This window comes from Pseudomonas sp. TUM22785 (genome assembly GCF_028198105.1).
Taxonomy (GTDB): Bacteria; Pseudomonadota; Gammaproteobacteria; order Pseudomonadales; family Pseudomonadaceae; genus Metapseudomonas; species Metapseudomonas solani.
Genome location: NZ_CP116239.1, coordinates 381812 through 393725, shown reverse-complemented (window position 1 = coordinate 393725; position 11914 = coordinate 381812). Strand labels below are relative to the sequence as shown.

The window sequence follows — 11914 nt, the reverse complement described above, 5'->3', positions numbered from 1 at the left end:
ATGACCCTGCGCATCGGCCTGATCGCCGACACCCACGGCCTCCTGCGGCCCCAGGCGCTGGCCGCCCTGCAAGGCTGTGACCACATCCTCCACGCCGGCGACATCGGCAAGCCCGAGATCCTCGACGCCTTGCGCCGCCTGGCACCCCTGACCGTGGTACGCGGCAACAACGACACCGAGCACTGGGCGCAACGCATCCCTCACGACGCCACCCTGCGCTCCGGCGGCACCTGCCTCTATCTGGTCCACGACCAGGCGGACATCCCCGCCGACCTCGCCACGCGCGGCATCGACGCCATCATCACCGGCCACTCCCACAAGCCGCTGATCACCCACCGCGACGGCATCCTCCACATCAACCCGGGCAGCGCCGGGCCTCGGCGCTTCAAGCTGCCGATATCGGTGGGGTTGCTGTTGATAGGGGACGATGGGGTGCGGGCGGAGCTGCGAACCCTGAGTACCTGAGGCCACGTACTGATGCAGAATAACGCCGTCACCCACCCACCACCGATACGACGCCCATGAATCCTGCCGTGCCCCTGGAGGACCTGCCCGCCACTGCCCGGGCGATTCTCTACCAGTTGGCGCTGTGCCCCGAAGGCCGGGGTCGGACCGCTTTGCATAAGCACCTGCAACAGTGCCCTTTCGCCCGCACCGAATCCCGGGCCCTCTCGGTCGATGAAGTGGACGCCTGGCTGGATAGCCTCGAACGATCACATTGGCTGACGCGCGAGCAGACCTCACGCGGGCGGACCAACCGGCTTGAGCTCACCCGGCGCAACAACGTGCTGTTGCACCTGTTCAATGCGCCGGAAGCGCCCCTCTGCCTCGGCCTGACCCAACACCACCTCGCAACGCTTAACATCTGGTATGACCCGAAACCGGAGTTCATTCTGCAAGCCCTGTGGTGCACCCTGCTCGACGGCAACCCGGATGAACTCAAGCGCCTCTTCACCCGTTACCCGCACCACACCTATTCGTCCGGCATGCTGCACATGCATCCGACCCACCAGTTGCTGGAAACCGACGAAGCCGGCAAGCAACTGTTCCAGCTGCTACCCGACCCCATACAGCGCTGCTTGCTGACCCACTATCTGCAGCAGACCAATCTCCGCCTCGCCCCGGCCACGACAGCCTATGAGCAGGGCCTGGCTCTGGCCCGCCAGCAGCGCGACGACGAACTGGCCCTGGAACTCCTGCTGCAAGCCCTCTGGCGCGGTCACTGGTCCAGCCTGGCTCACCTCCGCCAGCCCACGCTCGTGATGTTCGAGAAGGTCATCACCCACTGCATCAAGGGAGAGACGCCCGCAGCGCTGAGTCATCTGGAAACCTGGCGCGCCCATCTGCGCAAACAGACCGGCCAGCGCAACCCGTTGTGGCACCCGGTGTTGAATGGTCTCTACAGCCTCGCACTGATCAGCAACTATGAGCCGTCCCGGCGCACCGCCCTCAAGCAGGCGCTAGTCCAGAACGAGAAGGAAGATTGCGGCCAGGCCTACCTGGTGCTCCGGGTGCTCCACGAACGCCTGCAAGGCACAACCCCCAAGCACAGCATCTACCGTCCCGCCGCCCCCGAGGGCCTGGACGGCCTGATGCTGGCGCTGGGGCTCTACTGGTTGGATGAATCCAACACCTCCACATGGCGGCAGACACTGAGCGACTACCGTCAGTCCCTCACCGAGGCGGGCTATCTGTGGCTGGCGGCTGAGTTCGATGCCCTGTTGGAAAAGCAGTTCGGACAAATCCGCCAGCTCACCTGGGTCCACCAGGAGGCGGGGCTACGCCCCCTGGTGGAGTCTTATCAGCGCCAGGAATCCTGGCAACTGGCCCTGCAGGCACTGCTGCAACTGAAGACCCCCAATGGGCAAGGCAAGCCCTCGCCAAGAACAACTCGCCTGGCCTGGTTGATCAGCCTGGGCGGCTACTACGACCAGGTCGAGCCACGGGAGCAGAAGCTCAACGCCAAGGGCCAGTGGAGCAAGGGGCGAGCCGTCGCCCTGCAGCGCCTGGTGACCGAGCTTGGCAGCCTGGACTTCCTCAATGATCAGGACCGTCAGGCCATAGGCCATATCCAGATCACGACCGACTACTACGGCCGTGAACGCTATGAGTTGCCGGTGCACGAAGCGCTGCCTGCCCTGGTCGGCCACCCGGCCCTGTACCGCGCCGAGCAGCCCGACCTGCGCCTCGACCTGGTCCTCGGCCAGCCCGCCCTGCACCTGGACGTCGGCAACGACGGGCGCCTGCATCTGCGCCTCAGCCCCTGGGAGGTGGATACCCACAACCGCGTGGTGATCGAGGAGGAAACGCCGACCCGGGTGGTGGTGTATCCGATCAGCCCGGGTATCCGCCAGGTGGCCGCGATCATCAGCACGGGCCTCGTCATGCCGATGACGGCCAAGCCACAGTTGCTGGACGCCATCGGCAATCTCGCGCCGCTGCTACCGATCCACTCCGACCTGCCGGAGCTGACCGCGCAGATCCCTGCGGTGGAGGCGGATGGCACGCTCTACGCACACCTGGTGCCGCTGGAACAGGGGCTGCGCCTGCAACTGCTGGTACGCCCGCTGCCGGATGGCAGTTGGCTGCGCCCCGGGCAGGGCAGCGCCAACATCCTGGGCGAGCAGTCCGGACAGACGATCCAGGCCCGGCGGGACCTCGACGCCGAGCGCAAGGCCCAGCAACGGGTGCTGGACGGCTGCCCCGGACTGGCCCAGGGCGACACCGATGGCATGGAGTGGAGCCTGGTCGACCCACAGGATGCGCTGCAGGTACTCGATGAATTAAAGGCGCTGGAAGGGCAAGGCTTACAGTGCGTCTGGCCCGAAGGCGGGCACATCCACCACAAGGGCCGTGTCGGCTTCGGGCAAATGCGCCTGGGGCTCAAGCAGCAGGGCGATTGGCTGCTCCTGCAGGGCCAGCTCACGCTGGACGATGGCAAGGTCGTGGAACTGCGCCGCCTGCTCGACCTGCAGCAGGCCTCGCCAGGCCGTTTCGTCCACCTGGGCGAGCGCGACTGGCTGGTCCTGGACGAGCGCCTGCGGCGTCAGTTGGAAGAACTGCAGCACCTGGCCGAGCGTTCCTCCGACACAGGCCTGCAGCTCACATCCCTCAGCGCCCCCCTGCTGGAAGCGCTGGCCGAGGAGGTCGCCGACTTCAAGGCCGATCACCACTGGCAAGGCTACCTTGAGCGACTCGCGAGCATGCGGGCCCACCAGCCGACGCCCCCCAGGACCCTGCTCGCGCAGCTGCGCGACTATCAGCACGAGGGGTTCTGCTGGCTGTCCCGCCTCGCACACTGGGGCGTAGGGGCCTGCCTGGCCGACGACATGGGCCTGGGCAAAACGGTGCAGTTGCTCGCGCTGTTGCTTGAGAGAGCCGGGCAGGGACCACAACTGGTGGTCGCACCCACGACGGTCACCCTGAACTGGCAGGCCGAATGCGCCCGCTTCGCCCCCAGCCTGAAGACCCGCCTCTACCATGAAGATCGCCGTCTGGACGCGCTTGGCCCCTGCGATCTGGTGATCGTCAGCTACGGCCTCCTGCACCAGGACAGCGAGGCCTTCGCGGCCCAGCGCTGGACCAGCGCGGTGCTGGACGAGGCACAAGCCATCAAGAATGCCCAGACCAAGCGCTCCCAGGCTGCAATGGCCCTGCAGGCCGACTTCCGCGCCGTGGCCACCGGCACCCCGCTGGAAAACCACCTGGGCGAGTTATGGAACCTGTTCCGCTTCATCAACCCCGGCCTGCTCGGCGGCCAGGAGAGCTTCAACGCGCGCTTCGCCATCCCCATCGAACGGGGCGACGGTGCTGCCCGCCGCACCTTGCGCAAACTGATCCAGCCCTTCCTGCTGCGCCGCCTGAAAAGCCAGGTGCTGGAGGAGCTGCCGCCGCGCACCGAGATCACCTACCGCGTGCCCCTGTCCTCGGAAGAAGCCCACCTCTACGAAGCCTTGCGCCAGCAGGCGCTGAGCAATCTCGAGCCTTCGGCAAGCGGCAACGCCAACCCCGTCCAGGTACTGGCGGAAATCACCCGCCTGCGGCGCTTCTGCTGCCACCCCTCACTGTCGGTACCGGGCAGCACGCTGGAGGGCAGCAAGCTACAGGCCTTCGCCGAGATCACCGAGGAGCTGCTGGCCAACGGGCACCGCGCGCTGGTGTTCAGCCAGTTCGTCGATCACCTGCAGATCGTCCGGGCATGGGTCGAGCAGAACGGCATCGGCTACCAGTATCTGGATGGCTCAACCCCGGCCAAGGATCGTCGTACCCGGGTCGATGCGTTCCAGGCCGGAGAGGGTGAACTCTTCCTCATCAGCCTGAAGGCGGGGGGCACTGGCCTCAATCTGACGGCGGCCGACTACGTGATCCACCTCGACCCCTGGTGGAACCCGGCCGTAGAGGACCAGGCCAGCGATCGGGCACACCGTATGGGGCAGCAACGGCCCGTCACCGTCTACCGGTTGATGACGGAACAGACCATCGAGGAACAGATCGTCGCCCTGCACCAGAAGAAGCGCGCCCTGGCGGACAGCCTGCTGGAAGGCGGCGAGATGAGTGCCCGGCTGGACGCCGAAGCGCTCCTCAAGCTATTGCGCGGAGAAGAGCGCTGAAGCGGCCTTAGCGCCGCTCCCACACCTGGAAGGCATAGGCGGGGGTGGCATCGCCGGCCTCATGCTCGATGCTGGAAGCCAGGTGCCAATCGGCATCCGACACTTCCGGGAAGAAGGCGTCGCCTTCCGGGGCCAGTTCGACGCGGGTCAGGTAGAGGCGGTCGCCGTGCTCCAGGCCCTGGGTGTAGAGCTGGGCACCGCCGATCAGCATCACTTCCTCGGCCTCTTCCTCGCGGGCCCAGGCTTCGGCGCGCACCACGGCCTCTTCCAGGCTGGCGAACACCTCGGCGCCCTCCAGCTGCAGGCCGGCCTGGCGGCTGACCACCAGGTTGAGGCGCCCCGGCAGCGGGCGGCCCAGGGAGTCCCAGGTCTTGCGGCCCATGATGATGGGCTTGCCCAGGGTCAGGGCCTTGAAGTGCTTGAGGTCCGCCGGCAGGTGCCAGGGCAGTTGGTTGTCACGGCCGATCACGCGGTTCTGCGCGAGGGCGGCGATCAGGGAGAGGGGCAGGGTCTTTTTCATGGCGGCGAGAATACCAGAGCGAAGCGGCCAGGCCAGCCGGCCTTTCTTTCTGTCCGTCGGGCCGGTCACGCCTCGCAACACTTGCCGCGCGGCGCACCACAAACCGTCATCTATCCTGCGGCAGGCTTGCGCTTCCCCCACCGCAAGGAGACGCCCCATGGCATCCACTTCTACCCTGCGGCATTGGCTGGCGGTCTGCAGCCTGACGTTGCCCCTCTGTTCATTCGCCGCGCCGGACCCGGTGCAATCCGCCATCGACTGGGCCGCCCAGCAGCCCCGCGCCGCCAAGGGCCATGCCCAGGGCGAGGGCACGCCGCTGGTGGTCGGCCATCGCGGCGCCAGCGGCTACGTGCCGGAGCACACCCTGGCCTCCTACGCCCTGGCCGCCCTGCAAGGCGCCGACTTCGTCGAGCCGGACCTGGTGATGACCCGCGACGGCCAACTGGTGGCCCGCCACGACAACGAACTGGGGCTGACCACCGACGTCGGCAAGCACCCCGAGTTCGCCGACCGCAAGCGCACCCAGAACATCGACGGCGTAGCGCTCACCGGCTGGTTCAGCGAAGACTTCACCCTGGCCGAGCTGAAGACCCTCAAGGCCATCGAGCGCATCCCCCAGGTGCGCCCGGGCAACGCACGGCTGGACGGTGCCTTCGAGATCCCCACCCTGCAGGAGATCATCGACCTGGTGAAGAGCCTGCAGCTCAGCCAGCAGCGGCGCATCGGCCTGTATATCGAGACCAAGCACCCCACCCACTTCCAGCAGCTCGGCCTGGCCATGGAGAAACCGCTGCTGCGCACCCTGCAGCGCAACGGCTACACCGACCGCCGCTCGGCGGTGTACATCCAGTCCTTCGAGGTGGACAACCTGCAGCGCATCGCCCGGCAGAGCAGCATCCGCCTGATCCAGCTCTACGGCGCCGGCCAGCCCTATGACCAGCAGGTGCTGGGCACTGGCCTGACCTACGCCAAGATGGCCAGCGCCGCCGGCCTCAAGACCGTCGCCCGCTATGCCGCCGGCGTCGGCCCGGACAAGGCCTACGTGATCCCCCGCGACGCCGCCGGCAACCTGGGCCAGCCCACGCGCTTCGTCGCCGACGCCCACGCCGCCGGGCTCAAGGTGCACCCCTACACCTTCCGCGCGGAGAACGCCTTCCTCCCCACCAACCTGCGCAACGGCAGCGACCCGCAGGTGCGCGGTGATGTCGAGGCGGAGATCAACGCCTTCCTCGACGCCGGTATCGACGGCCTGTTCATCGACCAACCGGACATCGCCGTGCGCGTCAGGGAGCAGCGGGCCACCCACTGACCCGCACGCCGCGACACCCCGGCCCAGACGGCCGGGGTTCCACCTTCCCGCCGTTCAGCGGTTATGCTTCTGCCTCGTCCCACCGGAAGAGAACCCGCGTGACCGAGAGCCCACCGCCGAACCTCACTCCCCTGCAACGCCTCTGGCTGACCGAGGCCGTGCGCCTGCGCGAAGAACACGCCGGCCCGCTGGAAGACGGCGAAGCCAACCGCCGCGCCAATGCCGCTGGCGGCGACCTCGCCCAGCGCATCCAGACCCGCGCCCTGTGGCTCGCCGAACGCGACGGCCAGCTGGCCGCCCTGCTGCACTGGTTGCAGGGCGCACGCCTGGCCTTCGCCGCATTGTTGCTGGTGGCCCTCGCCGCCGGCAGCGCCATGGCAGTGGCCGCACTGGGTGACGGCCAGCGCCCGGTCAATGTGTTCTGGGCCTTGGGCAGCCTGCTCGGCCTGCACCTGTTGATGCTGCTCGGCTGGCTGCTGGGCCTGGCCTTCGGCGGCCAAGCCAGCGTCCTCGGCCGCCTCTGGTGGTGGCTCAGCGGCAAGCTCGCCCGGGACGCCGCCGCCGCGCAACTGGGCCCGGCGCTGCTGGTGCTGCTGCAACGTCGCCGTCTCGCCCGCTGGGGCCTGGGCGCACTGGTCAACGGGCTCTGGAGCCTCAGCCTGGGCACCGCACTGCTCTGCCTGCTGGCGCTACTGGCCACCCGGCGCTACGGCTTCGTCTGGGAAACCACCATCCTCGGCAGCGACACCTTCGTCGCCCTGACCCAGGCCCTGGGCGCCCTGCCCGCCCTGCTCGGCTTCGCCCTGCCGGACGCCGACACCATCCGCGCCAGCAGCGACGTGGTGGCCGCCGCCGATGCGCGCCAGGCCTGGTCCGGCTGGCTGCTGGGGGTGTGCCTGGTCTACGGCCTGCTGCCGCGCCTGGCACTGACGCTGCTGTGCCTGTGGCGCTGGCGCAGCGGCCGCGAACGGCTCGACCTGGACCTCGCCCTGCCCGGCTACGGCCTGCTGCGCGAGCGCCTGCAACCGGCCAGCGAACGCCTTGGCGTGCTCGACGCCGACCCCGGCCTGGCCCCGGCCGACGCCGCCCAGGCCCACCCTGACAGCGGCAGCGGTGCCTTGCTGGTGGCCATCGAACTGGACGACAGCCGTCCCTGGCCACCGACCCTGCCACGCGGCGTGGGCGATGCCGGCATCCTCGACAGCCGCGAGCAGCGCCAGCGCCTGCTGGAGCAGCTCACCCGCTTCCCGCCGCAACGCCTGGCGATTGCCTGCGACCCACGCCGCTCGCCGGACCGCGGCACCCTGGCGCTGATCGGCGAACTGGCGCGCTGCGCCGCCGCCACGCGCATCTGGCTGCTGCCGGCCCCACCGGGCGCGGCGCTGGACAGCCTGCGCCTGGGCGAATGGCACCAGGCCCTGTCGCGCCTGGAGCTGGAACACGCCGACAGCTCGCCCCTCGCCTGGCTGGAGAAGGGCCATGACTGACGCACTGAAACTGGCCGTGGTCGGCCACACCAACGTCGGCAAGACCTCGCTGCTGCGCACCCTGCTGCGTGATCGCGGCTTCGGCGAGGTGTCCCACCGCCCCAGCACCACCCGCCATGTCGAGGGCGCGCGCCTGTCGGTGGACGGCCAGCCGCTGCTGGAGCTCTACGACACCCCCGGCCTGGAAGACGCCATCGCCCTGCTCGACTACCTGGAACGCCTGGAACGCCCCGGCGAGCGCATGGACGGCCCGGCGCGGCTGGCGCGCTTCCTCGACGGCAGCGAGGCACGCCAGCGCTTCGAGCAGGAGGCCAAGGTGCTGCGCCAGCTGCTGGCCTCCGATGCCGGCCTCTATGTGATCGACGCCCGCGAGCCGGTGCTGGCCAAGTACCGCGACGAGCTGGCGGTGCTGGCCATGTGCGGCCGACCGCTGCTGCCGGTGCTGAACTTCGTCGCGGTGAACGACCACCGCGAAGCCGAATGGCGAGAAGCCCTGGCGCGCCTGGGCCTGCACGCGCTGGTGCGCTTCGACAGCGTGGCGCCGCCCCTGGATGGCGAGCGCCGCCTCTATGAAAGCCTGGCCCTGCTGCTGGAACGGGCGCGGCCGCAGTTGCAACGACTGATCGAAGACCACGAAGCCCAGCGCGGCCTGCGCCAGCGGGCCGGGGCACGCCTGATCGCCGAGCTGCTGCTGGATGTCGCCGCCTGCCGCCGCAGCGTACCCGCCGACGAGGCCAGCCTGGCCCGGGCCACCGAGGCCCTACGCCAACAGGTGCGTGCCCGCGAGCAAGCCTGCGTCGATGCCCTGCTGCGCCTGCACGCCTTCCGCCCGGAGGATGCCGCCGCCGGTGACCTGCCGCTGCTGGACGGGCGCTGGGGCGATGACCTGTTCAACCCCGAAACCCTCAAGCAGCTCGGCGTGCGCCTGGGCAGCGGCATGGCGGCCGGTGCCGCCGCCGGGGCCGGTGTCGACCTGCTGGTGGGCGGCCTGACCCTGGGCGCCGCAGCAGCCCTGGGCGCCATCGCCGGCGGCGCCTGGCAGACCGTCGGCCACTACGGCGAACGCCTGCTGGGCAAGATCCGTGGCCAGCGCGAGCTGACCGTGGACGACGCCATCCTGCGCCTGCTCGCCCTGCGTCAGCGCCAGCTGCTGCAAGCCCTGGACGCACGCGGGCACGCCGCCGTCGACGCCATCCGCATGACGGCGCCGGAGGAGAAGCAATGGCGCCAGGGCAAGCTGCCCCCGGCATTAGGCAAGGCACGGGCGCACCCGGAATGGTCGTCGCTCAACCCCGGCGCGGAGCTGGAACAGGCGGAGCGGCAGGAGCAGGTGAAGGCGCTGGCGGCGGAGTTGGGGTGATTTGGGCAGGCATGGCGAAGAATGCCTGAGGCTCCGCGTGATGGGTTTCGCGTCGCTCTACCCATTCTACGAAAGCGGTCGCCACGCAGCGCGTAGCCCGGGCTTCAGCCCGGGGATCGGAGTAGCTATTTCGCGAATGAGTCCGCTCCCACCCGGCGGGTGCCCACAGGGGGGTCCTGGGGGCGCCTGTGGGAACCCGAGCGGGTCAGACCGCGACCGGCGCCTTGATGTGCGGGTGCGACTGGTAGCCCACCAGCTCGAAGTCCTCGAACTTGAAGGCCAGCAGGTCCTTCACCTCGGGGTTGAGCTTCATGGTCGGCAGGGGCAGCGGCTCGCGGGTGAGCTGCAGGTCGGTCTGCTCGATGTGGTTGGCATAGAGGTGGCAGTCGCCGCCGGTCCAGACGAAGTCGCCGGGCTCCAGGCCGCAGACCTGCGCCACCATCAGCGTCAGCAGGGCGTAGCTGGCGATGTTGAAGGGCACGCCGAGGAAGATGTCCGCCGAACGCTGGTACAGCTGGCAGCTGAGCTTGCCGTCGGCCACGTAGAACTGGAACAGCGCGTGGCAGGGCGGCAGGGCCATCTGATCCACCAGGGCCGGGTTCCAGGCGGAGACGATCAGGCGGCGCGAATCCGGGTTCTTGCGGATCATCTCGATCAGCTTGCCGATCTGGTCGATCGACTCGCCATTGGGCGCCGGCCAGCTGCGCCACTGGTAGCCGTAGACCGGGCCCAGGTCGCCGTTCTCGTCGGCCCATTCGTCCCAGATGGAGACGCCGTTTTCCTTCAGGTAACGGATGTTGGTGTCGCCCTGGAGGAACCACAGCAGCTCGTGAACGATGGACTTCAGGTGGCACTTCTTGGTGGTCACCAAGGGGAAGCCATCGGCCAGGTTGAAGCGCATCTGGTGGCCGAACACGCTGTAGGTGCCGGTGCCGGTGCGGTCGCTCTTGAAGGTGCCGGTCTCGCGCACCAGGCGCATCAGGTCGAGGTACTGTTTCACGAGGCGACTCCTTGGACGGGCTGGCGACGGTAGGCCCAGACGATCAAGCCGATGCCGCCGAGGATCATCGGCACGCAGAGCACCTGGCCCATGGTCAGCCAGCCGAAGGCCAGGTAACCGAGCTGGGCATCCGGTACGCGGACGAACTCGACGATGAAGCGGAAGATGCCGTAGCACAGCGCGAACATGCCGGAGACGGCCATGGTCGGGCGCGGCTTGCGCGAGTAGAACCAGAGGATGGCGAACAGCGCCACGCCTTCGAGGGCGAACTGGTACAGCTGCGACGGGTGACGCGGCAGCGGGCCGCCATTGGGGAAGATCATCGCCCAGGGCACGTCGGTGACCTTGCCCCAGAGCTCGGAGTTGATGAAGTTGCCGATGCGCCCGGCGCCCAGGCCGATGGGCACCAGCGGGGCGATGAAGTCCATCAGCTGGAAGAAGCTCTTGCCGTTGCGCCGGCCGAACCACAGGGTCGCCAGCATCACGCCGATCAGGCCGCCGTGGAACGACATGCCGCCCTTCCACACCTCGAGGATCAGCAGCGGGTTGGCGAGGTAGGCCGACAGGTCATAGAACAGCACGTAGCCGAGGCGGCCACCGGCGATCACGCCGAGGGCGACCCAGAACACCAGGTCGGAGAGCTTCTCGCGGCTCCAGGTCGGGTCGAAGGCCTTGAGGCGGCGCGAGGCCAGCCACCAGGCACCGCCGATGCCGATCAGGTACATCAGGCCGTACCAGTGGATTTTCAGGGGTCCGAGGCTCAGGGCCACCGGATCGATCTGGGGATAAGCCAGCATCACGACTCCTTAGATCAGAAAACTCAGCCCGACCGAGAACAGCAGCAGGGCGAACAGGCGCTTGAGCAGACGCGGCGACAGGCGGTGAGCCAGGCGGGCGCCGAAGCGGGCGAAGAACATGCTGGTCAGCGCGATGCCGGCCAGCGCGGGCAGATAGACGAAACCGAAGCTCCACTGCGGCAGGTGCGGCTCGTTCCAGCCCAGCACCATGAACGACAGGGCGCTGGCCAGGGCGATGGGCAGCCCACAGGCGGAGGACGTGGCCACCGCCTGCTGCATGGGCACGCTGCGCCAGGTGAGGAAGGGCACGGTCAGCGAGCCGCCGCCGATGCCGAAGATCGCCGAGGCCCAGCCGATGAAGGCACCGGCGACGGTCAGCCCCGGCTTGCCGGGCACGTCGCGGCTGGCCTTGGGCTTGAGGTCCAGGGCCATCTGCAGGGAAACGAAAATGGCGAAGCAGCCGATGATCTTCTGCAGCATGGGCCCCTGGATCGCCTTGGCGGTCAGCGAACCCAGCGCCGCGCCGAGGAGGATGCCGAGGGTCATCCAGGCGAAGATGTGCCAACGCACCGCACCCTTGCGATGGTGCTCGCGTACGGCGTTGATCGAGGTGAAGATGATGGTCGCCAGGGAGGTACCGACGGCGAGGTGGGTCAGGATGCTGGGGTCGAATCCCTGGGCAGTGAAACTGAAAACCAGCACCGGCACGATGATCATGCCGCCACCGACGCCGAACAGACCGGCGAGCACGCCGGCGCAGGCGCCGAGTACCAGGTAGAGCAGGAATTCCATCGACACCCCCGAAAACAAAGCGGCATGTTAACGGAAGCC

The 11914-nt window shown here is 68.4% G+C and carries 9 protein-coding genes; 5 read left to right on the top strand and 4 right to left on the bottom strand.

The genetic code is table 11. The annotated features are described in order from the left end of the window. On the top strand, positions 1–465 hold the full coding sequence (locus PI990_RS01880; RefSeq protein ID WP_271659679.1) for a metallophosphoesterase family protein: 465 nt from the start codon (positions 1–3) through the stop codon (positions 463–465). 56 nt (positions 466–521) lie between these two features. Next, positions 522–4610 (top strand): DEAD/DEAH box helicase, encoded by a 4089-nt coding sequence (locus PI990_RS01875; RefSeq protein WP_271659678.1) that lies wholly within the window; start codon positions 522–524, stop codon positions 4608–4610. Between the two features lie 7 nt (positions 4611–4617). Here PI990_RS01875 and PI990_RS01870 read toward each other — a convergent pair whose 3' ends face one another. Beyond that, positions 4618–5130 carry a dihydrofolate reductase gene (locus PI990_RS01870; protein WP_271659677.1) on the bottom strand — a complete coding sequence of 171 codons (513 nt, stop codon included), beginning with the start codon at positions 5128–5130 and terminating at the stop codon, positions 4618–4620. 157 nt (positions 5131–5287) lie between these two features. On the opposite strand from PI990_RS01870, the gene PI990_RS01865 reads away from it, so the two are divergent. The 3 genes from PI990_RS01865 (at position 5288) to PI990_RS01855 (ending at position 9286) form a co-directional block, all read left to right on the top strand. Further along, positions 5288–6439: a glycerophosphodiester phosphodiesterase gene (locus PI990_RS01865; protein WP_271659676.1), complete on the top strand. Its 1152-nt coding sequence runs from the start codon at positions 5288–5290 to the stop codon at positions 6437–6439. 98 nt (positions 6440–6537) lie between these two features. Continuing rightward, the gene (locus PI990_RS01860; protein WP_271659675.1) at positions 6538–7926 is read left to right on the top strand and encodes a DUF2868 domain-containing protein; all 1389 of its coding nucleotides are present in this window, start codon (positions 6538–6540) and stop codon (positions 7924–7926) included. Then, positions 7919–9286, top strand: coding sequence for a GTPase/DUF3482 domain-containing protein (locus PI990_RS01855; protein WP_271659674.1), 1368 nt, complete (start codon positions 7919–7921; stop codon positions 9284–9286). The genes PI990_RS01860 and PI990_RS01855 overlap by 8 nt, the downstream gene beginning before the upstream one ends. Before the next feature lie 205 nt (positions 9287–9491). On the opposite strand, the gene PI990_RS01850 is transcribed toward PI990_RS01855, so the two are convergent. From PI990_RS01850 to PI990_RS01840, 3 genes are read right to left on the bottom strand one after another with little or no spacing between them, the layout of a single operon-like run. After that, the gene (locus PI990_RS01850; RefSeq protein WP_021218310.1) at positions 9492–10286 is read right to left on the bottom strand and encodes a thymidylate synthase; all 795 of its coding nucleotides are present in this window, start codon (positions 10284–10286) and stop codon (positions 9492–9494) included. Beyond that, positions 10283–11083, bottom strand: a complete 801-nt coding sequence (lgt, locus tag PI990_RS01845; protein ID WP_021218309.1) for a prolipoprotein diacylglyceryl transferase — start codon at positions 11081–11083, stop codon at positions 10283–10285. The genes PI990_RS01850 and lgt overlap by 4 nt, the downstream gene beginning before the upstream one ends. Before the next feature lie 9 nt (positions 11084–11092). Continuing rightward, positions 11093–11875, bottom strand: a complete 783-nt coding sequence (locus PI990_RS01840; RefSeq protein WP_021218308.1) for a sulfite exporter TauE/SafE family protein — start codon at positions 11873–11875, stop codon at positions 11093–11095. Between the last annotated feature and the right edge of the window lie 39 nt (positions 11876–11914).